Origin of the sequence: Streptomyces sp. NBC_00091 (assembly GCF_026343185.1) — a bacterium.
GTDB lineage: Bacteria > Actinomycetota > Actinomycetes > Streptomycetales > Streptomycetaceae > Streptomyces.
Window position 1 is genome coordinate 4,598,601 of the sequence record NZ_JAPEMA010000001.1, and the last position, 25,607, is coordinate 4,624,207.

The 25,607-nt window shown below is 74.2% G+C and carries 24 protein-coding genes; 14 read left to right on the forward strand and 10 right to left on the reverse strand.

Annotation, left to right across the window (positions count from 1 at the left end; translation table 11 throughout):
- The first annotated feature begins 41 nt into the window (after positions 1–41).
- The 3 genes from OOK34_RS21240 (at position 42) to OOK34_RS21250 (ending at position 2,286) form a co-directional block, all read left to right on the forward strand.
- Positions 42–980 (forward strand): PAC2 family protein, encoded by a 939-nt coding sequence (locus OOK34_RS21240; RefSeq protein ID WP_267035442.1) that lies wholly within the window; start codon positions 42–44, stop codon positions 978–980.
- A gap of 130 nt (positions 981–1,110) precedes the next feature.
- On the forward strand, positions 1,111–1,764 hold the full coding sequence (gene coaE / locus OOK34_RS21245) for a dephospho-CoA kinase (protein WP_267035443.1): 654 nt from the start codon (positions 1,111–1,113) through the stop codon (positions 1,762–1,764).
- 189 nt (positions 1,765–1,953) lie between these two features.
- Positions 1,954–2,286 carry a tetratricopeptide repeat protein gene (locus OOK34_RS21250; RefSeq protein ID WP_267036846.1) on the forward strand — a complete coding sequence of 111 codons (333 nt, stop codon included), beginning with the start codon at positions 1,954–1,956 and terminating at the stop codon, positions 2,284–2,286.
- A gap of 6 nt (positions 2,287–2,292) precedes the next feature.
- Here OOK34_RS21250 and OOK34_RS21255 read toward each other — a convergent pair whose 3' ends face one another.
- A complete protein-coding gene (locus OOK34_RS21255) occupies positions 2,293–2,553 on the reverse strand; it encodes a DUF6343 family protein (RefSeq protein WP_267035444.1) in 261 nt (86 codons plus the stop codon).
- A gap of 61 nt (positions 2,554–2,614) precedes the next feature.
- Complete coding sequence (locus tag OOK34_RS21260; protein ID WP_267035445.1) at positions 2,615–3,229, reverse strand: hypothetical protein; 615 nt, start codon at positions 3,227–3,229, stop codon at positions 2,615–2,617.
- Between the two features lie 174 nt (positions 3,230–3,403).
- Here OOK34_RS21260 and OOK34_RS21265 point away from each other — a divergent pair, with 174 nt between their 5' ends.
- The 3 genes from OOK34_RS21265 (at position 3,404) to OOK34_RS21275 (ending at position 8,857) form a co-directional block, all read left to right on the forward strand.
- Entirely contained in the window at positions 3,404–4,690 is a 1,287-nt protein-coding gene (locus OOK34_RS21265) for a transcriptional regulator (RefSeq protein ID WP_267035446.1), read from the forward strand.
- A 127-nt stretch (positions 4,691–4,817) separates the two neighbouring features.
- Entirely contained in the window at positions 4,818–7,655 is a 2,838-nt protein-coding gene (locus tag OOK34_RS21270; RefSeq protein ID WP_267035447.1) for a DEAD/DEAH box helicase, read from the forward strand.
- On the forward strand, positions 7,652–8,857 hold the full coding sequence (locus tag OOK34_RS21275; protein WP_267035448.1) for an SWIM zinc finger family protein: 1,206 nt from the start codon (positions 7,652–7,654) through the stop codon (positions 8,855–8,857). Before OOK34_RS21270 ends, OOK34_RS21275 begins: the two co-directional genes overlap by 4 nt.
- Here the strand turns inward: OOK34_RS21275 and OOK34_RS21280 are convergent.
- Positions 8,838–9,386, reverse strand: a complete 549-nt coding sequence (locus tag OOK34_RS21280) for a hypothetical protein (RefSeq protein WP_267035449.1) — start codon at positions 9,384–9,386, stop codon at positions 8,838–8,840. The genes OOK34_RS21275 and OOK34_RS21280 overlap by 20 nt on opposite strands.
- A gap of 127 nt (positions 9,387–9,513) precedes the next feature.
- Here OOK34_RS21280 and OOK34_RS35370 point away from each other — a divergent pair, with 127 nt between their 5' ends.
- Positions 9,514–10,197 carry a chaplin family protein gene (locus OOK34_RS35370; protein ID WP_323183446.1) on the forward strand — a complete coding sequence of 228 codons (684 nt, stop codon included), beginning with the start codon at positions 9,514–9,516 and terminating at the stop codon, positions 10,195–10,197.
- Here the strand turns inward: OOK34_RS35370 and OOK34_RS21295 are convergent.
- Positions 10,190–10,846, reverse strand: a complete 657-nt coding sequence (locus OOK34_RS21295; protein ID WP_267035450.1) for a DUF2293 domain-containing protein — start codon at positions 10,844–10,846, stop codon at positions 10,190–10,192. The genes OOK34_RS35370 and OOK34_RS21295 overlap by 8 nt on opposite strands.
- Before the next feature lie 123 nt (positions 10,847–10,969).
- Between OOK34_RS21295 and OOK34_RS21300 the strand changes: the two genes are divergently transcribed.
- Positions 10,970–11,380 carry a cupin domain-containing protein gene (locus tag OOK34_RS21300; protein ID WP_267035451.1) on the forward strand — a complete coding sequence of 137 codons (411 nt, stop codon included), beginning with the start codon at positions 10,970–10,972 and terminating at the stop codon, positions 11,378–11,380.
- Here OOK34_RS21300 and OOK34_RS21305 read toward each other — a convergent pair.
- A complete protein-coding gene (locus tag OOK34_RS21305; protein WP_267035452.1) occupies positions 11,344–12,789 on the reverse strand; it encodes a WGR domain-containing protein in 1,446 nt (481 codons plus the stop codon). The two genes, OOK34_RS21300 and OOK34_RS21305, sit on opposite strands and share 37 nt — an antisense overlap.
- Positions 12,790–12,881: 92 nt before the next feature.
- Between OOK34_RS21305 and OOK34_RS21310 the strand changes: the two genes are divergently transcribed.
- Complete coding sequence (locus tag OOK34_RS21310) at positions 12,882–13,526, forward strand: uridine kinase (protein ID WP_267035453.1); 645 nt, start codon at positions 12,882–12,884, stop codon at positions 13,524–13,526.
- A gap of 194 nt (positions 13,527–13,720) precedes the next feature.
- Here the strand turns inward: OOK34_RS21310 and OOK34_RS21315 are convergent, their stop codons facing one another.
- Entirely contained in the window at positions 13,721–14,641 is a 921-nt protein-coding gene (locus tag OOK34_RS21315) for a carbohydrate kinase family protein (RefSeq protein WP_267035454.1), read from the reverse strand.
- Positions 14,638–15,570 (reverse strand): pseudouridine-5'-phosphate glycosidase, encoded by a 933-nt coding sequence (locus OOK34_RS21320; protein ID WP_267035455.1) that lies wholly within the window; start codon positions 15,568–15,570, stop codon positions 14,638–14,640. The genes OOK34_RS21315 and OOK34_RS21320 overlap by 4 nt, the downstream gene beginning before the upstream one ends.
- Before the next feature lie 199 nt (positions 15,571–15,769).
- Between OOK34_RS21320 and OOK34_RS21325 the strand changes: the two genes are divergently transcribed.
- Positions 15,770–16,150 (forward strand): cupin domain-containing protein, encoded by a 381-nt coding sequence (locus OOK34_RS21325; RefSeq protein WP_267035456.1) that lies wholly within the window; start codon positions 15,770–15,772, stop codon positions 16,148–16,150.
- An 11-nt stretch (positions 16,151–16,161) separates the two neighbouring features.
- Here the strand turns inward: OOK34_RS21325 and OOK34_RS21330 are convergent, their stop codons facing one another.
- The 3 genes from OOK34_RS21330 to OOK34_RS21340 all read right to left on the reverse strand — a co-directional run bounded on the left by OOK34_RS21330 (position 16,162) and on the right by OOK34_RS21340 (position 19,194).
- The gene (locus OOK34_RS21330; RefSeq protein ID WP_267036848.1) at positions 16,162–17,412 is read right to left on the reverse strand and encodes an MFS transporter; all 1,251 of its coding nucleotides are present in this window, start codon (positions 17,410–17,412) and stop codon (positions 16,162–16,164) included.
- A gap of 270 nt (positions 17,413–17,682) precedes the next feature.
- Entirely contained in the window at positions 17,683–18,246 is a 564-nt protein-coding gene (locus tag OOK34_RS21335) for a methylated-DNA--[protein]-cysteine S-methyltransferase (protein WP_267035457.1), read from the reverse strand.
- Between the two features lie 45 nt (positions 18,247–18,291).
- On the reverse strand, positions 18,292–19,194 hold the full coding sequence (locus OOK34_RS21340) for a glycerophosphodiester phosphodiesterase family protein (protein WP_267035458.1): 903 nt from the start codon (positions 19,192–19,194) through the stop codon (positions 18,292–18,294).
- A 245-nt stretch (positions 19,195–19,439) separates the two neighbouring features.
- On the opposite strand from OOK34_RS21340, the gene uvrB reads away from it, so the two are divergent.
- The 4 genes from uvrB (at position 19,440) to OOK34_RS21360 (ending at position 25,565) form a co-directional block, all read left to right on the forward strand.
- Positions 19,440–21,593, forward strand: coding sequence for an excinuclease ABC subunit UvrB (gene uvrB / locus OOK34_RS21345; RefSeq protein ID WP_267035459.1), 2,154 nt, complete (start codon positions 19,440–19,442; stop codon positions 21,591–21,593).
- Between the two features lie 86 nt (positions 21,594–21,679).
- On the forward strand, positions 21,680–22,258 hold the full coding sequence (locus tag OOK34_RS21350; RefSeq protein ID WP_267035460.1) for a TerD family protein: 579 nt from the start codon (positions 21,680–21,682) through the stop codon (positions 22,256–22,258).
- A gap of 50 nt (positions 22,259–22,308) precedes the next feature.
- Positions 22,309–24,324: a TerD family protein gene (locus OOK34_RS21355; protein ID WP_267035461.1), complete on the forward strand. Its 2,016-nt coding sequence runs from the start codon at positions 22,309–22,311 to the stop codon at positions 24,322–24,324.
- Between the two features lie 254 nt (positions 24,325–24,578).
- Positions 24,579–25,565 carry a TerC/Alx family metal homeostasis membrane protein gene (locus OOK34_RS21360; RefSeq protein ID WP_267035462.1) on the forward strand — a complete coding sequence of 329 codons (987 nt, stop codon included), beginning with the start codon at positions 24,579–24,581 and terminating at the stop codon, positions 25,563–25,565.
- The last annotated feature ends 42 nt before the right edge of the window (positions 25,566–25,607 follow it).

Consider the following 25,607-nt stretch of genomic DNA (forward strand, 5'->3'; position numbering starts at 1 on the left):
GTTCTTGGCAAAGAACACGGCGCGAGGGAGGAGTGGTGACGGTGCTTGATCCACAGGGTCTGTACGAATGGGATGCCAAGGGTCTGGCGGTGGCCGACCTGGCGCTCGCCCAGGACTCGGCCGGGCTGGTCATGCTCTACCACTTCGAGGGGTACATCGACGCGGGCGAGGCCGGCGAGCAGATCGTCGAACGGCTCCTCGAGACCCTGCCCCACCAGGTCGTGGCCCGCTTCGACGCCGACCGGCTGGTGGACTACCGGGCCCGGCGCCCGCTGCTGACCTTCCAGCGCGACCACTGGACGGAGTTCGAGGAACCCCGCCTGGAGGTGCGCCTCGTCCAGGACGCCACCGGCGCGCCCTTCCTGCTGCTCTCCGGCCCCGAGCCGGACGTGGAGTGGGAGCGCTTCGCCGTCGCCGTCCGGCAGATCGTGGAGCGGCTCGGGGTCCGCCTCTCGGTCAACTTCCACGGCATCCCGATGGGCGTGCCGCACACCCGCCCCGTCGGCATCACCCCGCACGGCAACCGCACCGACCTGATGCCCGGCCACCGCAGCCCCTTCGACGAGGCGCAGGTACCGGGCAGCGCCGAATCGCTGATCGAGTTCCGCCTCGGCCAGGCCGGGCACGACGTCCTCGGCGTCGCGGCGCACGTACCGCACTACGTCGCCCGCTCCCCGTACCCCGATGCCGCGCTGACCGCGCTCGAGGCGATCACGGCCGCGACCGGGCTGGTGCTGCCGGCCGTCGCGCACGCCCTGCGCACCGAGGCGCACCGGACGCAGACGGAGATCGACCGCCAGATCCGGGAGGGCGACGAGGAGCTGGTCAGCCTGGTCCAGGGGCTGGAGCACCAATACGACGCCGCGGCCGGGGCCGAGACCCGGGGGAACATGATCGCCGAGCCGGCCGAGATCCCGTCGGCGGACGAGATCGGCCGGGAGTTCGAGCGGTTCCTGGCGGAGCGCGAGGGCGAGGCGTAGGACGCCCGTCGCCTTGTCCGCCGGCGGCTGTTTGCCGGCGGCCGGACAGCGCCTAGTGCTGTGGCCGGAAAGGTTTTCCGGGCGTCGCGACCCGGTGAACCTTGCCGGTCACAGCGCTAGGGTGCTGAGCATGCTGAAAGTGGGCCTGACAGGCGGAATCGGTGCCGGCAAGAGCGAGGTCTCGCGGCTGCTGGCGGGGTACGGGGCGGTCGTCGTGGACGCCGACCGGATCGCGCGGGAGGTCGTGGAGCCGGGCACGCCCGGGCTCGCGGCCGTGGTGGAGGCCTTCGGGGAGTCCGTGCTCACCGCCGACGGCCTGCTGGACCGGCCGAAGCTGGGGGCGATCGTCTTCGCCGACCCGGCGAAGCTCCAGATCCTGAACGCCATCGTGCACCCGCTGGTCGGGGCCCGGTCCGCCGAGCTGGAGGGGGCGGCGGGGCCCGAAGCCATCGTGGTGCACGACGTACCGCTCCTCGCGGAGAACGGCCTCGCGCCGCTGTACGACCTCGTCGTGGTCGTGGACGCGGCCCCGGAGACGCAGCTGGCACGGCTGACCGCGCTGCGCGGGATGACCGAGGAGGAAGCCCGGGCCCGGATGGCCGCCCAGGCCACGCGGGAGCAGCGGCTGGCGGTGGCCACGCTCGTGATCGACAACGACGGGCCGCTGGAGGCGCTGGAGCCCCAGGTGCGCACGGTGTGGGACGAGCTCACCGCTCGGGCCGCGAAGCGTGCGGGGTCGGCGGAGCCCGCGGAGTCCGCCGCGCCCGCGGAACAGCCGGAATAGGGGGAGCGGCGGAGCGCGTTGAAGGCGCGCGTAGAGGGAAGGAAAGACACCGTGTCCGACACCACGCCCCCGCCGCCGCCCTCCTCGGGACCGGGACCCTCGGGACCGGGACCCTCCGGTTCTGGATCCTCTGGTTCCGGATCCTTCGGTCCTGGATCCTTTGGTTCTGCGAGCCCCGAGACGCACGTCATCGACTACCGGGCCGCCGAGCAGCTCCTGGCCGCGCGTGACCCGCGCGGTGCGGTCCGGCTGCTCGACTCCGTCATAGCCGCGCACCCCGAGAACACCGCCGCCCGGCTGCTGCGCGCCCGGGCCTTCTTCGCGGCGGCGCAGCTGCGGCCCGCGCAGCTGGAGTTCGAGCTGGTGCTGGAGCGGGAGCCGGACAACGCCTTCGCCCACTTCGCGCTCGCCCGCACCCACGAGCGGTCCGGGCGCCCTGCGCAGGCCCGCCGGCACTTCCGGCTCGCCGCCGCCCTCGACCCGCAGCCCGAGTACCTGGCGGCGGCCCGCTTCGAGAACTGAGGCGGGTCAGCGGCTCCGCGGCGGCTCGTACGGGGGGACGTCCGGGCCCGGCTGGTAGTGCGGGCCCTGATGGATGTGCCGGACGACGACGGCCAGGTCCACGGCGGCCAGCAGCGCGAGCACCGCGCAGGCCGCCGCCCACCCGGGACGGCCGGCCACCGAGAACGCGGCCGTCCCGGCGGCGGCCCAGATCAGCCCCCACAGACTCAGCCAGAACCGCAGCCGCAGCGGACTGCGGGCGGTCACCGGCTCGTTTCCGGTACGCATGGGCATCGCCTCACCCTGGGTGGAGGCCTCGGTTCCATCTTCCCACGCGGTGTGTGGAGTCCTAAGGGTTGAGCTTGTTGACGGCCGTCGTGGTCGTCTTCTTGAAGGCGGGTACGGGGGCGTCGGTCAGGTGGCCCATCTGGCTCCACTGCACGACGGTCACCGTGGAGCCGTCGCGTCCGATCCCGAACAGGTGAACGCCCGGCTCGGAGTCCGGGACCGAGGTGTCGACCCCGTAGACGTGCGCGCCCTCCTCGACGGCCAGCCTCCCGTAGTCCTGCCAGGAGGCCGTCCCGCCCGGCGTCGCCCGCAGCCAGTCCGCGGCGCAGGCGGCGACCTCGCGCTCCAGGGTGGCGGCGAGCTTGGCGCCGGCGGCGGCCGAGGCGGTCCGTACGGAGGCCTGCACCGCGCCGGTGTCGAACTCGGTACCGAAGGCGCGGTGCCAGCTGCCGGCCGCCGGAAGCACCCCCTCCAGGCAGAAGGGCGCGGTCTCGGGCAGCCCCTTGGTGACCTCTCCCGGGTACCAGGGGGAGGAGGGGTGCGGCGGCAGGTCGGCGCCCCCGAGGAACCCGGGGGCTGTGGCGGCCACGGCCGTGGCCGAGGCGGTGAGGGTGAGGGCTGCGGCCGCCGCGAGGACGGCGGTGGCGAGGGCCGAGGTGCTGGAGCGTCGGAACACGGATTCTCCCCGTACGAGATGCGGTTGAGGTGCGACTGCCCGAACAGCCTTCCCCGGCCCGGGGTGCCGGACCGCGCACTGCGGCGGATTCGGGACACTGGAACGGCTGTACGCACCGTCACCTGGGGGAACACCCCTGGCATGGAACGGAGTCATGGGACGGGGGAGCGCCGGGTGGGTGAGCCGGAGACCGAGGATTTCGCGCGGCTGATGCGGGAGCTGAAGGAGCGCGCCGGACTGAGTTACGGGATGCTCGCGCGCCGGCTGCACACCAGCACCTCGACCCTGCACCGGTACTGCAAGGGGGAGGCGGTGCCTGCGGATTTCGCGGTGGTGGACCGCTTCGCCCGGGCCTGCGGGGCCGCGCGGGAGGAGGCGGTGGACCTGCACCGGGCCTGGCTGCTCGCGGACGCCCGCCGCAGGGCGGCGTCCCGGGGCACGGCGGAGGCGAGCCCGGCGGCGGAGCCCGGGGCGCCCGCAGATCCGGGGCCGGGGCCGGAGGCAGGGGCTGGGCAGGGGGGTCCGGGCGGGCCGGGGCCTTGGTACCGGCGGCGCGCCGTGGGGGTGTCCGCCGCCGGGGTGGTGGCGGTCGCGGTGGCCGTCGCGGTACTGGCGGCCGCCGGGCCGGAGACCCGGACCCCGCGGGCGGGACCGGCCGGGAGCCCCGGGCCGGCGACGGGGTCCCCCGCCCGGTCGGCCGCGCCGGCGCCGGGCACGGCCGGGCCGAGCGGGCCGACGGCCTCGGCGGTCCCGCCGGATACGGCCGCTCCGGCCACTCCGGCGACACCCTCGGCCGGTCCCTCCGGGGGCTCGGGGGCGCCTTCACCGGCCGCCTCGGCCGGCTCGGTGACCACACCGCTCGCGGCGGCCGTACGGTCCCACGTGTGGGCTGCGGGCTGCGACCACGCCTACCTCTCCGAGCGGGCCCCGGGCTCCGTCCCCGCACCGCCCGTCGAGGCGGACGCGCCCGCCTGGGCGCGGGCGCAGCGGGCCGTGCACGCCGGGACCCAGATCGTGGAGGTCACCCTGCACGGGACCGGGGAGGGGGCCGTGGTGCTCCAGGGCCTGGAGGTACGGGTGACCGCGCGCCGGACCCCGCCGGCCTGGAACGTCTACCGGATGTCCCAGGGCTGCGGAGGGGGCCTCACCCCGGCCGGCTTCGCCGTGAACCTGGACGCGCCGAGGCCGCTGGCCCGGCCCGTCGCGGGCAACGACTCCGGGGTGCGGGTCCCCGCCCCGGCCTTGCCGCTGCGCGTCTCGGCGTCCGAGCCGGCCGTGCTGAGGGTGCAGGCGGACGCCACGGGCTGCGACTGCGACTGGTCCCTCGACCTGCGCTGGAGCGGACCCGGCGGGTCCGGCACCCTGCGCCTGGACGACGACGGCGTTCCCTGGCGCACCAGCGCCACGGCGGGCCGGCCCGAGTACGGCTTCGCGAGCGAGCTGGGCCGCTGGGCGCGCTGACCGCGCCCGAGGTCGGAGGGGAAGGGCATCAGCGCAGGTCAGCGGGGGTTGTCAGTGGGCACGCCTAGACTCGGCGGCAGTGGATCCGCCATGACCGGGCGGAGCCGGGCACCAGGGAGGGGGGACCATGACCGCGCAGCCGCCGCCGCAGCCTTCGTTGCTGCGCCGCGCCGCCGTGTTCCTCCCCGCCGCCGTACCCCGGGAGGGACGGGTGGTCTTCTGGTGCCCCGAGGGGGACCCGCTTCCCGAGATCGGGACCCCGCAGCCGCTGAAGGTGGTCCGGCCGCACGGCGAGGGCGTCCGCACGCGTACGGTGCCCGCCGTGGCGCTGTCGGTGGCCGCCGCCCTGCCCGTGCTGGTACGGGCGGTCCACAGCCCCGCCGCCCATCCGGCCACCCGGGCCTGGGGCACCGCCGCCGCGCAGGCGCTGGCCCTCGCCGCGCGCGGCCGCCTGCTGCCCGGGCTCACCGCCGAGGGGGTCGACGCCTGGCGTGCCGGGCCGCTGGACGCCGAGGACATCGGATACCTGCGCGCCGTCGCGGCCGCCCTGCCGTACGAGGGGTACGCCACCCCGCTCGCCGGCCGCCGCCCGCTCGCACTGCCCGAGCCGGAGGCCCTGGTCCGGGCCTTCCTCGACGCCGTCGCCGACGGTCTGCCCCGTACGCCCGCCGCGCCCTTCGCAGCGGGGCGGCCCTTCGCCGCCCTGGAGCCGCAGCGGGTGCCCGGGATGAAGGAGTGGGCCGCGCAGGTCGCGGCCGGCGCCGACGCCGGGGTGGGGATCTCGCTCCGGCTCGACCTGTCCTCCTTCCGCCTGTTCGACGAGGCCGAGCCGGAGGACGTCCGCCGCGCCGGAGCCGCCGTGGTCCAGGTGCACAGCCTCGCCGACCCGACCCTGGTCACCGATGCCGGGCTGCTGTGGGCGGGGACCGCCGCCGCCGGATTCGGCCCGCGCGCCCGGATCGACGCCGTGCTCGCGCTGCGCCGGGCCGCCCGGGTGTGGCCCCCGCTGCTGCGCCTGCTCGACCAGCCGGTGCCCGATGCCCTCGCACTGTCCGACCAGGAGCTCGAGGACCTGCTCGGCGCCGCCGCGACGAGGCTGGCGGCGGCCGGGGTCCTGGTGCACTGGCCGCGCGAGCTGGCCCGTACGCTCTCCGCGACCGCCGTCGTACGGCCGGCCGCGCCCGGTTCCGCCACCGACGGCACCGCCTTCTTCGACGCGGCCGCGCTGTTCGACTTCTCCTGGGAGCTGGCCCTCGGAGGGGACCGGCTCACCCCGGGGGAGATGGACGCGCTCGCGCAGGCCCACCGGCCCGTGGTGCGGCTGCGCGACCAGTGGGTGCGGGTCGATCCCGAGCTGGTGCGCAAGGCGCGCAAGCGGCAGCTGGGGCTGCTGGACCCGGTGGACGCGCTGGCCACCGTACTGACCGGCACCGCCGAGGTCGACGGGGAAGCGGTGCCGGCCGTCCCGGTGGGGGCGCTGGCCGCCCTGCGGGAGCGGCTGACCGGGGAACTGGCCCCGGTCGCGGCGCCCGCGGGCCTGAAGGCCACCCTGCGGGACTACCAGCTGCGCGGGCTGGCCTGGCTGGACCTGATGACCTCGCTCGGGCTGGGCGGCTGCCTCGCCGACGACATGGGCCTCGGCAAGACGGTCACCCTGATCGCCCTGCACCTGCACCGGGACCGCCCCGAGCCCACCCTCGTCGTCTGCCCGGCGTCCCTGCTGGGCAACTGGCAGCGGGAGATCGAGAAGTTCGCCCCCGGCACCCCCGTGCGCCGCTTCCACGGCGCCGGCCGCAGCCTCGACGGCCTGGGCGGCGGCTTCGTCCTCACCACGTACGGAACGATGCGCGCCGCAGCCGCCCGGCTGGCCGAGCAGAGCTGGGGCATGGTCGTCGCCGACGAGGCCCAGCACGTCAAGAACCCGCACTCGGCGACCGCGAAGGCACTGCGGACCATCCCGGCCCCGGCCCGCGTGGCCCTCACCGGGACCCCGGTCGAGAACAACCTCTCCGAGCTGTGGGCGCTGCTCGACTGGACGACCCCGGGACTGCTGGGCCCGCTCACCGCCTTCCGGGCCCGCCACGCCCGCCCGGTCGAGCACCAGCAGGAGGAGGACGGGGGCAATGAGGCGGCGGTGGCCCGGCTGGCCGCCCTCGTCCGGCCGTTCCTGCTGCGCCGCAAGAAGTCCGACCCCGGCATCGCCCCGGAACTGCCCCCGAAGACGGAGACCGACCATCCGGTGTCCCTGACCCGGGAGCAGGTCTCGCTCTACCAGGCGGCGGTGGACGAGGCGATGGCCGTGATCGAGGCGAGCGAGGGCATCGAGCGGCGCGGCATGATCATGAAGCTGCTGGCCTCGCTCAAGCAGATCTGCAACCACCCGGCCCAGTACTTGAAGGAGCTCAGCCCGAAGGGGGCGGAGCCCCGCATCGCGCACCGCTCAGGCAAACTCGCCCTGCTGGACGAGCTGCTGGACACGATCCTGGCCGAGGGGGGCTCGGTCCTGGTCTTCACCCAGTACGTGACCATGGCCCGGATCCTGGAGAAGCACCTCGCCGCCCGCGGTATCCCCTCGCAGCTCCTGCACGGTGGCACCCCCGTGCCCCGCCGCGAGGAACTCGTCGACCGCTTCCAGTCCGGCGAGGTCCCCGTCTTCCTGCTCTCCCTCAAGGCCGCCGGCACCGGCCTCAACCTCACCCGCGCCGGACACGTCGTCCACTACGACCGCTGGTGGAACCCCGCCGTCGAGGAGCAGGCCACCGACCGCGCCTACCGCATCGGCCAGACCCAGCCCGTCCAGGTCCACCGCATCATCGCCGAAGGCACCGTCGAGGACCGCATCGCCGAACTGCTGGAGGCCAAGCGGGCCCTGGCCGACGCCGTCCTCGGCTCCGGCGAGTCGGCGCTCACCGAGCTGACCGACCGCGAACTGGCCGACCTCGTCTCCCTGCGGAGGCCCGCATGATCACCGCGCGGGACGACCGCCGCCGCACCTTCGAGACCGTGCCCGCCGGGGTGGAGGCCGCCACCTGGTGGGGCCGGGCCTGGGTGGCCGCGCTGGAGGAGCGCGCGCAGGACGCGGCCCGCCTCGAGCGCGGCCGTGCGTACGCCACCGAGGGCCATGTCGACGCGGTCACGATCACCCCCGGCCGGATCGTGGCCTACGTCCGCGGCAGCCGGGCCCGCCCCTACCGCACCGAACTGTCCCTGACCGCCTTCCCGGACGCCGAGTGGGCCGCGCTGCTGGAGGCGGTGGCCGCCGACCCGACGGCCCTCGCCGCCCTGCTGGAGCGGGAGGTTCCGCAATCCCTCGCGGAGACCGTCCTGCCCGGTGCGGGCGAGCTCGTGCCGCGCTGCTCCTGCCCGGACACGGCACGGCCGCCCTGCAAGCACGCCGCGGCCCTCTGCTACCGGGCGGCCCGGCTGCTCGACGCCGACCCCTTCGTCCTGCTGCTCCTGCGCGGGCGGGGCGAGCGCGAGCTCCTCGAGGAGCTGGCCCGGCGCAATGCCGCGCACGCCGCGCGCGAACAGCCCGACGCCGCACCCGGCTTCCCCGGCGTACCGGCCCGCGCGGCGCTGGCCCGCACCAGCCTGCCCCCGCTGCCGGCCCCGCCTGCCGCACCCGCCGCCGTGGGCCTGCCCCCCGCCTACCCCGGCGACCCGGCCGCGCCGGATCCGCTGGCCCTGGACCAGCTCGCCACCGACGCGGCCGCCCGCGCGCTGGCCCTGCTCACCACGGGCGAGGACCCCATCGCCGGGCTCACCCTCTGGCAGGACGCCGTCCGGCTGGCCTCCGCGCACCCCACCGCAGGCCTCACCGGCGCCGCCCGCACCCTCTACCGGGACCTGGCCCGGGCCACCGGCCGCACCACCACCGACCTGGCCCGCGCCGCCGCGGCCTGGCGGCAGGGGGGCCTGCCCGCGCTCACCGTCCTCGAGGAGCCCTGGGACCCCCCGGCCGGCCCCTTCGACCGGGCCCGCCCCGCCCTGCTCGCCGCCGGCCAGGGCTCCTTCCGCCCCGAGCACAACCGCCTCACCGCCCGCACCCGCCAGCTCCGCCTGAGCCGCGAGGGCCTCTGGTACGCCTACGAGTCCCGCCCGGACACCGCCGACTGGTGGCCCACCGCCACCCCCTGCCAGGACCCGGTCACCGCCCTGCTCCGCTGACCTCGCCCGCCCAGGCCGACAGGGCGGCGAAGTCGCGGTCGCGCAGGCCGTGGCGGGGGTGGATGCGCAGGAGGAGGCTCGGCGCCGGGTGGTGGGAGGAGACCCAGGCGCGGTCCTGCGGGGTGATCATGTCGTCGACCCAGGCGAAGGGCCGGCCCGCCGCCCAGTCGATGAGGGGGCGGGTCTTCCAGAAGAGGCCGTCGGGGTCGTCGGCGAAGAGCTCCGGCCAGTCGATGACGGGGAGATCGGCGGGGAGCCCGATGCGCGGGGCGATCAGGGTGTTGGCCTGGTGCGTCCAGGCCGTGGCCCAGGCGAGGTCGAAGGGCAGGGCCAGCAGCCGGGCGCCATGGGAGGGGTGCAGGCGGACCCTGACACCGCGCCGGGCCTTGCGGGACTCCGGGTCGCGGTAGGCGAGCCAGACCTCCGGCCGCATCCGGTGGCTCGTATAGCCGCGCAGGCCGGCGGAGAGGGACCGGAACGGGTTGAGCGGGCCGTCCACGTCGAGCAGGAGGAGCGGTCGTTCAGTCATGAAGTAGGGACTACCCAGTACACGATGGAGTGAAATGCCTACCGGCTCTATAACCCGAATGGGTTTACCGCGTTGTTTCCGGTGCGGGCGCGATGCCCCTGAACCCCTCCGGAAGGCAGGAAAACTGATGCGTCACAGTCGTCGGAATGGCTTGATCGCGGCGATGGTCGCGGGTGGTGGACTGGCGGTCGCGGGGGTGGGCGGCCTCGCGTACGCCGACGCCGAGGCGGGCGGGCAGGCCGAGCGCTCTCCGGGGCTGCTCTCGGGGAACCTGGTGCAGCTGCCCGTGCACGCCCCGGTGAACGTGTGCGGGAACACCGTGAGCGTGGTCGGCCTGCTCAACCCCGCCGCGGGGAACCGCTGTACCAACGGGGCGCCGGACGGAGGGAATCCGGACCCGCGGCCCTCCCATCCGTCGAAACCGGGGTCCGGGCACGGGGGAGGGGCGGTGGCCGAGGGGCGCGGAAAGGATTCACCGGGGCTGCTGTCCGGCAACGGCATCCAGCTCCCCGTCGAGCTGCCGGTGAACGTCAGCGGGAACTCGGTGAGCGTCGTCGGCGCGGGCAACGCCTCGCACGGGAACACCTCCGTGAACGGCGAGACGCCGAGCGGCGCGAAGCCGCCCCAGCCGCCCGTCGCCCAGCCGCACGTGTCCCAGCGGCCCGTGACCCCTCCCGCCCCCTCCACCCCGCCGCAGGACCCCTCGGCCCTCGCCCACACCGGCTCCGACGGTCTCGGCTACCTGGTGCCCGGCGGCGGCGCGCTGCTGCTCGGCGGGGTGCTGTTGTACCGCCGCTTCCGGCTCAACTGACCTCCGCGCGCCAGCCGTCCAGGATCGCGTCGATCCGCGCCGCCAGCCGGGCCCGGGCCGCGAACCGGGGGACCCCCGCCATCAGCAGCGCGTCGTACTCGGTGTCGGTGTGCCGCACGGCCGCCCGTACCGCCACCGACACCGCATGCTCGTCGAGCGCCCGGCCGGCGGCGGTACGCCCGACCCGGCCGCTGCCGCGCACCGAGGCGTGGCCGGCGATCGCCTGCGCGCGCTCGGCAGGGCATCCGGGGAACAGCCGCCGGATCTCGGCGGCGAAGGCCGCGGCGAACCGGACGTCCTCGGCCGCGCGGCGCAGCCGGTCGCGCTCCCGGCGGCGGGCCCGCGCGTCGGCATCGGCCAGGCAGGCGCGCTCGGCGCGGGCCAGGGCGGCGTCCTCGACCAGCAGCCCCTGGCGCTCGTAGCGGCGGCGGCCCTTGTGCCGGCGCACCACGACGGCGTGGAGCGAACTGGCCTCCCGGGCGCGGCGGGTGAGCGCCGCGTCCCCGCGCGGCAGGTACACGAGATGGCCGAGATCGGCGCAGTCCAGGCACCGGGGCACTCCGGACTCGCGGACGAGACGCCGGAGCGGGCCCCGCCGGCAGGCAGCGCAGTGGATCTGCTTCTGTGACTCGAAGACCACGAGACTCATGCCGTTGTGATACCGCCCGCCCGGGCCTATATCACCTTATGAAGAAGGGTTGTTGGTCTTTCATTAAATCCGACCGGATGTCGTAAGGTCCCCCTACCGTGAGCCGTCGGCAAGGAGGAGCACATGGGTGGACGTCAGGCGACGGTGCGGCGCCCGCGAGCGGCGGTGCTCTCGGACCTCACGGGCCGGGAGGTCGTCATAGCGCCCGGCGGCTGTACGGGCTGGCACTACCACCACGTACCGCTCATGGCGGTGGTCAAGTCCGGGACCCTGACCCGGATCCTGTCCGACGGCACCGTCGAGGTGCACCCGGAGGGGGCCACCTTCGTCGAACCGGAAGGCGCCGCGAACGTACACCTCGGCCGCAACCTCGGCTCCGAACCGGTCGTCCTCCAGGTCACCTGCGCGCTCACCGAGGACGACCCCTGGTCGGTACCCGCCCCGGCCCCGCACGCGGCGGCACCCTGCCTCTGCCCGGGACACCCCCCGTGCGCCGCTCAGACCAGCCGGCGTATCTCCCCGCGCACCCGGTAGAAGCCCCCGCTCGCCGGGTGCAGCCCGTCCACCACGTACCGGGCCCCGGCCTCCCGGATACCGCGCGGGAACTGCACGTTCCACCCGTGGTCGAAGCCCTCCGAGACCACCTGCACCCGCATCCGTCCCGCCTGCTGGACGCACTCGACCACCACACCGCCGGCCGGGACCGAGGCAACCGAGACCGTGGCCACCGCCGAGGCGGAGGCCGCCGGGGTGAAGACCGGCAGGGCCGCCGCCGACTTCACATCCACGGCGGTCGGGACGGAGCCCTGCCGGGCCGCGGCGATCGCCGCCTCGCTCGCGTCCACGCACACCAGTGACCCGTCCGTGGTGACCAGGTAGAGCCGCTCGTCCAGGTACTGCATCGACAGGGCGGATCCGCCGCCGGTACCCAGCTTCCACAGCCGCCGTCCGTCGGCGTCGAAGCAGTACACCGAGGAGGAGGAGTCGCCGGCGAACACATGGCGGCCGTCCGGCGAGGTCGCGCACGAGTACACCGCCGCGTCGCACGGGTAGCTGGCCTCGACGGCGCCCGTCGCCTTCGACAGGCGCTGCACGGTGTTGCGTACCGTGCCCGCGTACACGGCGTGCTCCTCCTGCCAGCCGAACAGCACCCCGCCGGGCGTCGCGGTGTGCCACAGCTCGCCGGTGCCGTCGGCCGCGTAGGCCGTCACACCGCTGCTGTGCCCGTGGTAGACGGCCCGCTCGTCCGCCCGGACCATCCAGGCGCCGTTCCCGGAGGACTTCCGCGACCACTGGTGCTCGTCCTCGTGGTCGATGACCGTCAGGCCGCCGTTCGCGTCCGAGACATTGAGCACGCCCTCGTGGATGTCGAGCCAGTAGATGTCCACATCGGCGGCTATCGCGTACGCCCCGAACGGCACCTTGGACGACAGGTCGTACACCGTGCCGTCATCACAGCCCGCGTAGATCCAGAACTCGTCCGCCACCAGGCACTTCACCCCGTCCGGCAGGGAGTAGCGGGCCAGCACCTCGCCGCCGTGGCTCACCGTGTAGACGTCCCCCGCCTGGTTGCCGACCCAGCAGCGGTCCTCGTCCACATGGATGCCGAAGGCCGAGGAGCCGGTGCGGAAGCGCCACAGCACCGGCGCCACCGCGCGGGCCGTCGACGGCGCCGAAGCCACCTGCCGGCGGGTCACCGAGCGCGCGGCACGCGCCCCCTGAACGGCCGGGGCGTACCCCTTGCGGACCTTCTCGCCGATCTTCTTGGCCGCGGCCGCCCGGGCCTTCTCGGCCGTCGGGAACGAGGAACTCTGCAGCTGGCCGGCCGCGCCGATGCGGCCGTAGCGCACGCAGACGGCGGTGCCGTCCACGGTCACCTCGTAGAACTTGTGCGCCGCGCCGTCCTCCTGCGACAGCTCCAGATACGTCGTTTCCCGAGCCATGACAGACCCCTCCCCAAGAGCCGGGCCGCCGGCTCCTGTCCACCGGTGATCCCTCGTGAAAAACGTTAGGACCCACCACTGACAATGGGTTCGTGAAGCTGGAAGCGATCACCTGGCAGCGGATGGCCGAGCGGCTCGCCGGCCACCTCGACGACACGGCGGGCGCCGCCTCCGAACCCGGCACGTGGCAACGGGTCGGCATCGACGGGGCGCCCGCCGCCGGTACCGGCACGCTCGCGGGGGAACTCGCCGACGCGCTGACCCTGCGCGGCCGTTCGGTACTGGTGGTCGCGGCCGGCGGCTTCCTGCGCCCCGCCTCGCTCCGCTTCGAGTTCGGACGCGAGGACGTGGACGCGTACCTCGGCGGCTGGTACGACACCGGCGCGCTGTGGCGGGAGGTCTTCGGCCCGACGGACCCGGGCGGCACCGGCCGGGTGCTGCCCGATCTGTGGGACCCCGCGACCGACCGGGCCACGCGGAGTCCGTACGTCGAACTCCCGCCGGGCGGCGTGCTGATCGTGCACGGGCCGCTGCTGCTCGGGCACTGGTTCCCCTTCGACCTCAGCGTCCACATCAGCCTCTCCGCGGGCGCGCTGGCCCGTCGTACGGAGGAGTCCGCGCGGTGGACGCTGCCCGCGTTCGCCCGCTACGCGAAGGAGACCGACCCGGCGTCGGCCGCCGACGTCCTCGTCCGGGCGGACGACCCCCGCCACCCGGCGTGGACGGGGCTGCGGTAGCCCTGGCCGGGCCGTCGGGGGTGGGCCGTCGGGGGTGGCCGGGGCCGGGGACCGGGTGGGGTGCCGTCCGGGACGGGCTTCGATGTTCGGAGCCTTGGCCGTGCTTGGTTTGTGGGGCGGGCGTTTGCGCCGAAATCATCTCGTTTTAGTCCCGGACGGCACCCCACCCCGTCCCCGTCCCCGGCCGGGGGCAGCTACGGGCGCCCGCCCAGGCGGGTGACCGCGTGGGCCGCGGCTCGGCAGCCCGCGCGGGCCGAGTCCGTCGGGGTGGCCCCCGACAGGCGGGCCGCGAGGAACCCGCCGGTGAAGGCGTCCCCGGCGCCCGTGGTGTCCACCGCGTCGGCCGGTTCCGCCTCGACCTCGGCGGTGATCCGGCCGCCCTCGGCGACGAGCGCCCCGCCGGTGCCCCGGGTGACCACCACCAGCGGTATCCGCCGGCTCAGCTCCACCGCCGCCCGGGCCGCCCCGGCCGGTGCCCGCAGGCCGGCCAGCAGCAGGGCCTCGTCCTCGTTCGGCAGGAGTACGCCGACCCCCGCCACGGCGGCCAGGAACCGCTCGGGCCCCAGCGCGGCCAGGAACCCCGTCGAGGCGGGGTCCACGCTGACGGGCACCCCGCGGGTCCGGGCGGCCCGCAGCGCGACCAGGGCCAGCTCCCGGCTGCTGTCCGAGAAGAACAGGTACCCCGACAGGTGCAGGTGCCCGGCGCCGTCCAGCAGCGCGGGCACCCAGTCGGCGGGGCACAGCCGCAGCGAGGCCCCGCTGTCGGTCAGGAAGGTCCGCTCCGCGTCCGCGCCGACCAGCGCCACCACCGTCCCGGTCGGCTCCGCCGGGTCCACCACCAGCCGGGGCCGCACCCCCGCGTCCACCAGGGCCCGCTCGTGCCAGCGGGCCGACTCGCAGCCCACCCGCGCGAGGAGGCGTACCTCCGAGCTGCCCGTACGGGCCGCCCAGCAGGCCGCGTTGGCCCCGGCCCCGCCCGGCAGGGTGCGGATCCGGGCGGCGGTGTCGGTGGCCGGGGCCAGGGGCTCCCGGTGCACCGCCACCACGTCCGTCACCACGTCTCCGACGACCAGCAGCGCCCCGGCCGTCCGCGCCGCCTCCGCTGCGGCCGTCATGCCCGGGCCGCCCAGGCCCCGGCGATGCGGGCCCCGAGCCGCACGTTGCCCCGTACCGCCGCCAGGTTGGCCTCCAGCGAGGCCCCTCCGGTCGCCCGTACCAGGAACCCCAGCAGGAACGGTGTCACCGCCTGCCCCGTGATGCCGCGTTCGTGGCACTTGGCCAGGGCCTCGGCCAGGACCCGGTCGTGGAGCCCGGGATCCAGCTGCTCCGCCTCCGCCACCGGATTGGCGACCAGCAGCGCCGACTCGGGCCCGCCGACGGCGTCCTGAGCGGCCATCACCGCCGCCACCTCCTCCGGCCCCTCCACCGTCCAGTCGACCGGCTCGCCGGAGTCGGCCAGGTAGAACCCGGGGAAGCGCCGCGTCCGGTAGCCGACGACACCGACCCCCAGCGTCTCCAGCCGCTGGAGCGTGGCCGGTACGTCCAGGACCGACTTCACCCCCGCGCACACCACCGTGATCCGGGTCCGGGCGAGCAGGGACAGGTCCGCCGACTCGTCCTGCGAGCGCGTCCACTGCCGGTGTACGCCGCCCAGCCCGCCCGTGGCGAACACCCGCAGTCCCGCCCGCGCGGCCAGGAGGGCCGTCGCCGACACCGTCGTCGCCCCGGTCGCCCCCGTCGCGAGGGCGGGCGCCAGGTCACGGTGGCCGAGCTTGCGCACGCCCTCGCCCGCGGCGATCCGTTCCAGCACCGCCTTGTCGAGACCCGCGCGGGCCACCCCGTCCACCACGGCGATGGTCGCCGGAACCGCCCCCTCCGCGCGGACCAGCGCCTCCAGCTCCAGGCCCACCTCCAGGTTGCGGGGACGCGGCAGGCCGTGCGCGATGATCGTCGACTCCAGGGCGACGACGGGCCGGCGCGCGGCCAGCGCCTCGCGTACCTCTTCCGACAGGACCGGGACCTCGGATGCTCTGTGATGTGGCATGCCCCCATCCCTGGCACGGGATTCGCGCCCCCAAACACGCCCTCCCCGCTCCGGCGCGAAGCTGTCCGAGTCCGCGCGCGCCGCACCGGCCGAAACCCGCCGGCGCGCACGGGCTCGACGCTATGACTCGTCCGGCGCGCCCCTGCTGGACGCTCTGGTCACCCCGCCGCCCCGGAGGGCCGCAATAGGCTGGCGCACCATGAGCACCGAAGACCGCGCCCCCGCCACCCCCGCCTCCTTCGCCGTGTCCGTCGCGGACGTACCGGACGCCGAACTGGAGGCCGAGGAGCTCGATCCCGCGCAGATCGTCTCCGGCGACCCGGTCGTGACGGGCAAGGTGCTGTGGGAGTCGCCGGACGGCTCGCAGGTCCGGGGCATCTGGCAGATCACCCCCGGCGTGGTCACCGACACCGAGGCCGACGAGCTGTTCGTGGTGGTCAGCGGCCGCGCCACCATCGAGGTCGAGGGCGGCGCCACCCTGGAGGTCGGCCCCGGCTCCGCCTGCGTGCTCCGGGAGGGCGACAAGACCACCTGGACGGTCCACGAGACGCTGCGCAAGGCCTACCACATCAACTGCTGAGACCGCCGGGCTCAGGCCTCCGGGCGCGCCCCGGCCTTCGCGGCCGCGGGGTGCCGCCGGGCGGTGAACAGGGCGAGCGCCGCCATCGGCAGGAGCAGCGTGGCACCGATCGCGTTGAGCCAGCCGTAGCCGGCCTGGGACATGACCAGCCCGGCGGCCGCGCCGCCCACACCGGCCGCGGTGTTCATCGTCAGATCGCTCAGGCCCTGTACGGCGGCCCGCGCGGCCTGGGGCACCGAGTCGGTCAGCAGCGCCGAGCCGGAGACCATCCCGGCGGACCAGCCGAGGCCGAGCAGGAAGAGGCCGGCCGCGCTCTGCGCGTGGTTCCCGGCGGCGGTGCCGGCGAGCAGGGCGGCGATCGAGAGCAGCCCGGCCGCGAGCCCGATCACGGAGAGCCGGCCGAGCCGGTCGGCGAGCCATCCCATGACGGGGGAGAAGGCGAACATGCCCGCGATGTGGCCGCTGATCACCAGGCCGACGAGCTTGAGGCCGGCGCCGTGGTGGCCGAGGTCGACCGGGGTCATCACCATGATCGAGACCATGGTGGTGTGTGACACCGCGACGGTGACCAGAGCGAGCCGCGCCCGCGGGGAGGCTTTGACGGCGGCGACCCCGGCCCGCAGCGAGCGGGCCTGACGGGACTGCTCGCCGGGCCCGGCCAGTGCCCGGGCGGTCAGCAGCGGGTCCGGCCGCAGGAACACGGCGATCAGGGTGCCGGTGAGCACGAAGACGGCGGCGGCCCACACGAAGGGCCCCGCCGTCTGGGGTATGGACGTACCGGCGAAGCTGTCGCTGGCCGGCGCGGAGAGGTTGGGGCCGAGCACCGCCCCGAGGGTGGACGCCCAGACGACCACCGAGATCGCGCGGGCCCGCCGGTCCGGAGCGGCGAGGTCGGCGGCGGCGAAGCGGGCCTGGAGGTTGGCGGAGGAGGCCGCGCCGAAGGCGGCCATGCCGAGCATCAGCAGCGGGAAGCTCTTGACCGAGGCGGCCAGGACGACCAGGGCCGCGCCGAGCGTGCCGATCGCGTACGCCACCACCAGCCCCGGCCGGCGCCCGCGCGCGGTCATCAGGGCGGCGAGCGGGAGCGAGACCAGCGCGGTGCCGATCACGGCGGCGGTGGAGGCGAAGCCCGACAGGGCCTCGGTACCGCTGATCTCGGTGGCCAGTACGGGGGCCAGGGCGATGCTGATGGGCACGCCCAGGCCGCCCATTATCTGGCTGGCGATCAGCACCGTGGAGATCCGGCGCTGCAGCCGGGGCAGCGCCGCCGCGTCGACCGGCGCGGGGGCCCCGGCGGCGGCCGGGACGGCCGTGGGCGGGGTTTCCGGGGAGGCGCTCACGCCGGACACCCCCGTCGCGGGGGCGGGGGGAGGAGGGCCGGAGCGGGGCCTGGTGCGGCAGGAGTGGTCACGCTCGGCAGTTTCCCACCGCCGGCCCCGCTGGGGAACCGGGTATCGCGGGCCCGCTCCGCCCCGTACCCGGCCGGCACGGCTGTCACCGGGGCGGGAGAACGGGCAGGGAGAACGGGCAGGTCAGAACAGGGGCTGCGGGAGGACCCCCTCCAGCGCGAGCAGGATCCGCTTGGTCTCCACCCCGCCCCCGAAGCCCCCGATACCGCCGTCGTTCTCCACCACGCGGTGGCAGGCCACGACCACGGGCAGCGGATTCGAGCCCATGGCGTTGCCCACGGCCTGGGCCGCCCCCGGCTGCCCGGCCCGGGCGGCCAGCTCCCCGTACCCGACGACCGATCCGTAGGGCACCGACCGGTCGAGCTCCAGCAGCACCTGGCGGTTGAAGCCGGAGCTGAGCCGCCAGTCCAGCGGCAGCTCGAAGCGCCGCAGCGAACCGGCGAAGTACGCGGTCAGCTGGCGTATCGGCTCGGCCAGCAGCACCTCCTCGCCCGGGTCCGGCCGCCACGCGTCGGCGCCGAGCCGGGAGACCAGCGAGGCGATCATCCGGCCGGCCCGGTCCGGGCCCGCGTGGAACTCGACCCGGACCAGACCCTCGGGGGTCGCGGCCAGGAGGAGGGGCCCGATGTCGCTGGGGACGACGGTCCATTCGAGGTGCGGCCCGCGGGGCCGCTCGGTGCTGTCCACGCCTCCACGGTACGGCCCCCCACCGACAGCGCCGCCGCCTGCGGCTCAGAAGCCGATCACGGCGTTCTGTACGACGTCCGGGGCGTTCGTGATGATCCCGTCCACACCCATGTCCCGGACCTTGCGGGCCGTGGCCGCGTCGTCCACGATCCAGGTGTCCACCTCCATGGCCTTGCCGTGGGCCCCCAGCAGACCGTGCACCGCCGTCACCCAGTCGGCCGAGATCGTCGTGTGCCACGGGTTGATCCGGTCCGTGAACTCGGCGTACCGGGGCAGGTCGGCCACGGCCGGGGTGCCCAGGAAGGCCGTCACCAGGTCGGGGCGCAGACCGTGCACGATCCGTACGCAGTCGGCGCTGAAGCTCTGCACCACCAGGCGCTGGGAGACGTGGCTCTCGTCGAGCCAGCCGGTTTTCTCCAGGAGTTCCAGCGTCTGCGCCTCGATCCCCGGGTAGAGCTCGGGCTTCTTGATCTCCAGCAGCAGCCGCTGCTGGTTCTCCTGGACCCGCTCCATGTACTCCCGCAGGGTCGGCACCCGGGCGCCCGCGAACCGCGGCCCGAACCAGCTCCCCGCGTCCAGCCGCCCGATCTCGGCCGCCGTGAAGTCCCTGACCCGCCAGGGCCTGCGGTCGGGGAAGACCTGCTCGACGTCCGTGGTGCGGGCGAGGGTGTCGTCGTGGATCACCACCAGCTCGCCGTCCCTGGTCCGCTGGACGTCGTTCTCGACCCAGTCGAAGCCCAGCCGCCTCGCCCGGTCGACCGCTTCGAGGGTGTTCTCCGGGGCGTACGCGGAGGCCCCCCGGTGGGCGTACACGACGGGGCCCAGGACCCCCGTCGTGCCTGCGGGGGCGCCGGGGCCGGTGGCGGCCGGCGCGGCCGTCCCGCCCAGCACCGTCAGGGTGAAGCCCAGGAATGCGGCGGCGGCCGCTGCGGCGGGTCGGACGTACATGTGCGTTCTCCTCGGGTCGTGAGCCCTGTTCCTGCGTCAGACGGGTGCGGAGCGGCAGACGTTGTGGCGATGCACTTCACGGCGGAGCGTTCACCGCGATCATGGGCTCGAAGATCACCGACCGCCACCGAACTACGACAAAAGGACCGGAAAGGAGGAGGTCCGCTCCGCCCGCCGGACCTGTCGCGGGCATTGCGGCCCCGTGGAGAGGCGTGAGTGTCAGTGGGGGGTCGTACGGTGGAGTCATGCGGCCCGTATCGAAGATCGAACGCACGGTGGCACCCTTTGAGGTCGTCAGCCCGTACCAGCCCAGCGGCGACCAGCCGGCGGCCATCGCCGAGCTGGAGAAGCGCATCCGCGCAGGTGAGAAGGATGTCGTCCTGCTCGGCGCGACCGGCACGGGCAAGTCCGCGACCACGGCCTGGATGATCGAGAAGCTCCAGCGCCCCACCCTGGTGATGGCGCCGAACAAGACGCTGGCCGCCCAGCTGGCGAACGAGTTCCGCGAGCTCCTGCCGAACAACGCCGTCGAGTACTTCGTCTCGTACTACGACTACTACCAGCCCGAGGCCTACGTTCCGCAGTCGGACACCTACATCGAGAAGGACTCCTCGATCAACGAGGAGGTGGAGCGGCTGCGCCACTCCGCGACCAACTCGCTGCTGACCCGGCGCGACGTGATCGTCGTCGCCTCCGTGTCCTGCATCTACGGCCTCGGTACCCCGCAGGAGTACGTCGACCGGATGGTCCCCCTCAAGGTGGGCGAGGAGATCGACCGGGACCAGCTGCTGCGCCGTTTCGTCGACATCCAGTACACGCGCAACGACGTGGCCTTCACCCGCGGCACCTTCCGGGTGCGCGGCGACACCATCGAGATCTTTCCGGTCTACGAGGAACTGGCCGTCCGCATCGAGATGTTCGGCGACGAGATCGAGGCGCTGTCCACCCTGCACCCGCTGACCGGCGAGGTCATCAGCGAGGACCGCGAGCTGTACGTCTTCCCCGCCAGCCACTACGTCGCCGGCCCCGAGCGCATGGAGAAGGCGGTCCGCGGCATCGAGGCCGAGCTGGCCGAGCGCCTCGCCGAGCTGGAGAAGCAGGGCAAGATGCTGGAGGCCCAGCGGCTGCGCATGCGCACCACCTACGACCTGGAGATGATGCGCCAGATCGGCTCCTGCTCCGGCATCGAGAACTACTCGCTGCACATGGACGACCGAGAGCGCGGCTCCGCGCCCAACACCCTCATCGACTACTTCCCCGAGGACTTCCTCCTCGTCATCGACGAGTCCCACGTCACGGTGCCGCAGATCGGCGCCATGTACGAGGGCGACGCCTCGCGCAAGCGGACCCTGGTCGACCACGGCTTCCGGCTGCCGTCCGCGCTCGACAACCGGCCGCTGAAGTGGGAGGAGTTCCAGGAGCGCATCGGCCAGACGGTCTACCTGTCCGCCACCCCCGGCAAGTACGAGCTCTCCCGCGGCGACGGCTTCGTCGAGCAGATCATCCGCCCCACCGGCCTCGTCGACCCCGAGGTCGTGGTCAAGCCCACCGAGGGCCAGATCGACGACCTGGTCCACGAGATCCGGCAGCGGGTGGAGAAGGACGAGCGGGTCCTGGTCACCACCCTCACCAAGAAGATGGCCGAGGACCTGACCGACTACTTCCTGGAGATGGGCATCCAGGTCCGCTACCTGCACAGCGACGTCGACACCCTGCGCCGCATCGAGCTGCTGCGCGAGCTGCGGGCCGGCGAGTACGACGTCCTGGTCGGCATCAACCTGCTGCGCGAGGGCCTCGACCTGCCCGAGGTCTCGCTCGTGGCGATCCTGGACGCCGACAAGCAGGGCTTCCTGCGCTCGGGGACCTCCCTGATCCAGACCATCGGCCGCGCGGCGCGCAACGTGTCCGGACAGGTCCACATGTACGCGGACAGCATCACCCCGGCGATGGCGCAGGCCATCGACGAGACCAACCGGCGCCGCGAGAAGCAGGTCGCCTACAACACGGCCAACGGGATCGACCCGCAGCCGCTGCGCAAGAAGATCAACGACATCGTCGCCACCATCGCCCGCGAGGAGCTGGACACCGAGGAGCTCCTCGGCAGTGGATACCGGCAGGCCAAGGACGGCAAGGGCGCCAAGGCCCCGGTTCCGGCGCTGGGCGGCGCGGCGGCGGCCCCGGCCAAGGCGGGCAAGGGCGGCAAGGCGGCGAAGGGCGCGGCGGCCGTCGTGGCGACCGACCGCCCGGCCGCGGAACTGGCCGCGCTCATCGAGCAGATGACCGAGCGGATGAGGGGGGCGGCGGCAGAGCTCCAGTTCGAGGTCGCGGCCCGGATCCGCGACGAGGTGAGCGAGCTGAAGAAGGAGCTTCGGCAGATGAGGGAAGCGGGCCTCGCCTGACCCGGGGGCGGTCAGTAGGGTGTGGAACCAGCCGCAGTTCACGCTGCGGGCCCTTTACGGGGCGGGCTATGGAGAGGGGACAGCGCGTGACGGTCAACATGACCAAGGGTCAGGCCATCAGTCTGCAGAAGTCGGACGGCGGCACGCTGACCGCGGTCCGGATGGGCCTCGGCTGGCAGGCGGCCAAGCGCCGGGGGCTGTTCGGCTCGCGGACCCGGGAGATCGACCTGGACGCGTCGGCGGTGCTCTTCGCCGACAAGCAGCCGGTGGACGTGGTGTTCTTCCGGCACCTGCAGAGCGATGACGGTTCGGTCCGGCACACCGGCGACAACCTCGTCGGCGGCGTGGGCCAGGGCGGGGACGACGAGGCCATCCTCGTCGACCTCGCGCGGGTTCCGGTCCACATCGACCAGATCGTCTTCACGGTGAACTCGTTCACCGGCCAGACCTTCCAGGAAGTGCAGAACGCGTTCTGCCGCATCGTCGACGAGACCAACGGCCAGGAGCTGGCCCGCTACACCCTCGACGGCGGCGGCCAGTACACCGCGCAGATCATGGCGAAGGTGTCCCGGGCCGGCAGCGGCTGGCAGATGACGGCCCTCGGCAACCCGGCCAACGGCCGGACCTTCCAGGACCTGATGCCGGCGATCCTGCCGCACCTGTAGCAGTACCGGACAAGAGAACAGAGCAGAAGGCACGGGGGAGGGGCTGCACGATGACGGCCGAACTGGTCCGGGGGCAGAACCACCCCGTGCCCCACAGCCGGGTGGAGGTCAGGGTCTCGGCGGGCACACCGGTGCTCGCCCTGGCATCGCTGGCGGACGAGCAGGGCCGGCTCTCCGGCCCCGGGGCCCTGGCCCATCCGGGCGCCCCGGCCTCCCCCGGGCTTCAGGTGCCCGGGGAGTTCGCCGACCGGCACACCCTGGCCCTCGACCTCGACGCCGTCGCGGCGGAGGTCCACCGGATCGGCGTCCTGCTCGTCCTGCCGCCCGGCGGGCAGCTGCGCTTCGGCGCCGTCCAGGCCCCGCACGCCGCGGTGGCCGCGCCGGGCGGGGCGGAGTTCGCGGGCTTCACCCTCACCGGGCTGGACGCCGAGACCGCGGTGGTGGCCCTGGAGCTCTACCGGCGGCAGGGCGCCTGGAAGGTCCGGGCCGTCGGCCAGGGGTACGCCGACGGGCTCGGCGCCCTGCTCGCCGACGGCGGCCTGGCCGCACCGGAGGCCGCCGAGCTGGCCGGCGCCGCCCTGGGCGGGGCCGCGCGTACCGCCGGCGGCGGGGCCACACGCACCGCCGGCGGCGAGACCGCGCGCACCGCCGGGGGCGACCGCGCGCCCGCCCCGCAGACCCGGGACCTGCGCGCCGACCGGCACCCCGGCCCGCAGGCGCCCGAGCCGTCCCCCGAGCCGTCCGGCCCGGTCCCGGTCTCCGGGGCCCCCTACGCCGGCACCCCCGGCCCCGCGCCCGCCGCCCCGGGGGAGACCGCGCCCGCCGCGGGCCCGCCCACCATCGACTACGCGCACCCGCGCCGTCGCCGCACCAGCACCGAGGCGCCCGAGCCGGCGCCCCGCCCCGCGCCCGCCGCCGAGCCCGGCCGGCCGCCGGTCCCGGTCGCCGGGGACGCCAGCGGCTGGTCCATGGACGAGCGGCTCTACAACCAGGTCTGGGGCATGTTCGAGGACCTGGCCCGGGCCGTGGCCGCCTACCGCAGCGCCGTCGACTTCGCCGACTCCCGGCTCGACCGCGAGCTGGACGAGGCCCTGTCCGACCCGCGCCACCGCATCGGCGGCGCCGGTGACACCGCCCGCGACACCGCCCGGGCCCGCCGTGACGACCTGGTCGCGCAGGCCCGGGCCGTCCTCGACCGGGACCTGGCCCAGCTGGTCGCCGAGTCCGAGGTGGTCGAGCCCGCGCTGCCGGCCGCGTACGCCCGCTGGGACAACCCCGTCTGGCACGGCCAGGGCGTACCCGAGGAGGGCCCGCTGGCGCTGCGCCTGGGCAACCTGAGCCTGCCCGAGCAGCCCGGCCTGCGGATCCCGATGCTGATGCGGGTCCCGCTGGAGCGCGGCCTGTGGATCGACAACGGCCGCACCGGCTCCGAGGCCGCCATGGCCATGGACACCGACCGGCTGCGCCGGGCCGCCATGGACATGGCCGTCGCGCACGCCGTGCGGCTCCTCGCGGTCCACCCCGCGGACCGGTTCTCCGTCCACGTCATCGACGCCGCCGGGGCGGGCGCCGCCTCCCTGGCCCCGCTGGTCCGCGCCGGGGTCCTCGCGGCGCCACCCGCCGCCGGCGCCGAGGGGGTCACCCGGACCCTCGCGCAGCTGACCCGGCGCGTGGACCTCGTACAGATGGCGGTGCGCGCCGGAGCCCCCGAGGAGCTGCCGCCGGATGTGGACCGGGCCGAGCAGCTGCTGGTGGTGCACGACTTCCCGCACGGCTTCGACGACCGGGCCGTCACCCAGCTGCGCTATCTGGCCGACGAGGGCCCGGCGGTCGGGGTGCACCTGCTGATGGTGGCGGACCGTGACGAGGCCTCCGCGTACGGGCCGCTGCTGGACCCGCTGTGGCGTTCGCTGATGCGGCTGTCGCCGGTGCCGGACAACCACCTCGCCGACCCCTGGGTCCAGCACGCCTGGACCTTCGAGCCGGACCTGCCCCCGGCGGGCAGCAGGGTCATCGACCAGGCACTGGACCGGGTGAGGGAGGCCCGGCGCGCCGCCGGGCAGTGAGCGGTCCATGACCGACAGGTGACCACTCCTTGGGAAGCCCTTTACCTTTGACCCCCTCCGCGGGTAAGCTGGCGACCGCGGAGGGGAGTATTCCTGCTGTTTCCTGCGCGGCGTACCCGTCAATACGGACCACTTTTTTGTTCAAGTCGGTCCCGGGGCGTCGGCCCACGGCCTGCAAGCCGTCGGGTGGAAGAGACCTCCGGCAGCGATGACGCTGACCATGTGCTGAGCCATCCGCCGGAGGCGTGAATTCTGTGGACGTTTCGTTGACCCTCTGGGTGCTGACCATTGCCGGTCTGGGCATCCTCATCGGCGCCGATTTCCTCATCGGCCGCAAACCGCACGACGTTTCGATCAAGGAAGCGGGCATCTGGACCGTCGTCTGGATCGTGCTCGCCGCCCTCTTCGGCCTCGGCCTGCTGTTCTTCGGCAACGGCCAGGCCTCCCAGGAGTTCTTCGCCGGTTTCATCACCGAGAAGTCCCTGAGCGTGGACAACCTCTTCGTCTTCGTCCTGATCATGGCGAAGTTCTCCGTACCGTCCCACCTCCAGCAGCGCGTCCTGCTGGTGGGCGTACTGATCGCCCTGGTGCTGCGCGCGATCTTCATCGCCGCCGGCGCCGCGATCATCACCACCTTCTCGTGGGTCTTCTACATCTTCGGCGCCTTCCTGATCTACACCGCCTGGAAGCTGATCCAGGAGGCCCGCAAGGACGAGGACGAAGAGGAGTTCGAGGAGAACCGCCTCCTCAAGTCGATCGAGAAGAAGTTCGGCGTCGCCGACCGCTACCACGGCACCAAGCTCTTCATCCAGAACAACGGCAAGCGCGTCCTGACCCCGCTGATGGTCGTGATGCTCGCCATCGGCACCACCGACGTGCTCTTCGCCCTGGACTCGATCCCCGCGATCTTCGGCCTCACCCAGGACCCGTACATCGTCTTCACGGCCAACGCCTTCGCCCTCATGGGCCTTCGCCAGCTGTACTTCCTGATCGGCGGCCTGCTCAAGAAGCTGGTCCACCTCAGCTACGGCCTGTCCGTGATCCTCGGCTTCATCGGCATCAAGCTGGTGCTGCACGCCCTGCACGAGTCCGGCGTGCACGTCCCGCAGATCTCCATCCCGCTTTCCCTGGGCGTCATCTGCGGTGTCCTGGTGATCACCACCATCACCAGCCTGATGGCCTCGAAGAAGCAGGCGGCGGCCGAGACCGCCGCCGCGGAGACGAAGAGCGTCGACGCCTGACCGGCTGACGGTCGCCAGAAGCACGAGTACGGGCCCGGGAGC

What these genes read in the sequence shown, in the direction of transcription:
- coaE (WP_267035443.1), top strand. Translation starts at nt 1,111, where the DNA reads ATGCTGAAAGTGGGCCTGACAGGCGGAATCGGTGCCGGCAAGAGCGAG.
- OOK34_RS21255 (WP_267035444.1), bottom strand. Translation starts at nt 2,553, where the DNA reads ATGCGTACCGGAAACGAGCCGGTGACCGCCCGCAGTCCGCTGCGGCTG.
- OOK34_RS21270 (WP_267035447.1), top strand. Translation starts at nt 4,818, where the DNA reads ATGACCGCGCAGCCGCCGCCGCAGCCTTCGTTGCTGCGCCGCGCCGCC.
- OOK34_RS21275 (WP_267035448.1), top strand. Translation starts at nt 7,652, where the DNA reads ATGATCACCGCGCGGGACGACCGCCGCCGCACCTTCGAGACCGTGCCC.
- OOK34_RS21280 (WP_267035449.1), bottom strand. Translation starts at nt 9,386, where the DNA reads ATGACTGAACGACCGCTCCTCCTGCTCGACGTGGACGGCCCGCTCAAC.
- OOK34_RS35370 (WP_323183446.1), top strand. Translation starts at nt 9,514, where the DNA reads ATGCGTCACAGTCGTCGGAATGGCTTGATCGCGGCGATGGTCGCGGGT.
- OOK34_RS21295 (WP_267035450.1), bottom strand. Translation starts at nt 10,846, where the DNA reads ATGAGTCTCGTGGTCTTCGAGTCACAGAAGCAGATCCACTGCGCTGCC.
- OOK34_RS21300 (WP_267035451.1), top strand. Translation starts at nt 10,970, where the DNA reads ATGGGTGGACGTCAGGCGACGGTGCGGCGCCCGCGAGCGGCGGTGCTC.
- OOK34_RS21305 (WP_267035452.1), bottom strand. Translation starts at nt 12,789, where the DNA reads ATGGCTCGGGAAACGACGTATCTGGAGCTGTCGCAGGAGGACGGCGCG.
- OOK34_RS21315 (WP_267035454.1), bottom strand. Translation starts at nt 14,641, where the DNA reads ATGACGGCCGCAGCGGAGGCGGCGCGGACGGCCGGGGCGCTGCTGGTC.
- OOK34_RS21320 (WP_267035455.1), bottom strand. Translation starts at nt 15,570, where the DNA reads ATGCCACATCACAGAGCATCCGAGGTCCCGGTCCTGTCGGAAGAGGTA.
- OOK34_RS21325 (WP_267035456.1), top strand. Translation starts at nt 15,770, where the DNA reads ATGAGCACCGAAGACCGCGCCCCCGCCACCCCCGCCTCCTTCGCCGTG.
- OOK34_RS21340 (WP_267035458.1), bottom strand. Translation starts at nt 19,194, where the DNA reads ATGTACGTCCGACCCGCCGCAGCGGCCGCCGCCGCATTCCTGGGCTTC.
- uvrB (WP_267035459.1), top strand. Translation starts at nt 19,440, where the DNA reads ATGCGGCCCGTATCGAAGATCGAACGCACGGTGGCACCCTTTGAGGTC.
- OOK34_RS21355 (WP_267035461.1), top strand. Translation starts at nt 22,309, where the DNA reads ATGACGGCCGAACTGGTCCGGGGGCAGAACCACCCCGTGCCCCACAGC.